Genomic DNA, 295 nt, shown 5'->3' on the forward strand with positions numbered 1-295 from the left:
CGGAGCGGCTCCACCCGCTATGAGACTGACGATGACATGCAGGTGTATCTGTGGTACAAGGGCAAGTATTACGCCACCACCCTTTCCCAGATCAACGCCGAGGATTACAGCCTCATCGTCTGGTACGATGCCTACGGCAGCGCGGCGGGCGTAAAGATCCGCGTTCTTGTGGCCGTGAAAAAAGACTGACCGCGTCTCCGGCAGGATGTGAAATGGGACGAAATCCGGTCATAAAAAGGCAGTTAGGCGACATTTTTCACGATTTATCCATTGAAATTCTCCCCCGCGGATGATA

At 53.6% G+C, this 295-nt stretch carries 1 protein-coding gene; it reads left to right on the forward strand.

Annotated features, from left to right (window positions below; genetic code table 11):
* On the forward strand, positions 1 to 189 hold a 189-nt coding region (locus P0G09_RS19540), incomplete at its 5' end, for a hypothetical protein (protein WP_275253508.1).
* Between the last annotated feature and the right edge of the window lie 106 nt (positions 190 to 295).

The sequence above is a fragment of the Faecalibacterium sp. DFI.5.82 genome (assembly GCF_029076575.1).
Classification (GTDB): Bacteria; Bacillota; Clostridia; order Oscillospirales; family Ruminococcaceae; genus Faecalibacterium; species Faecalibacterium duncaniae.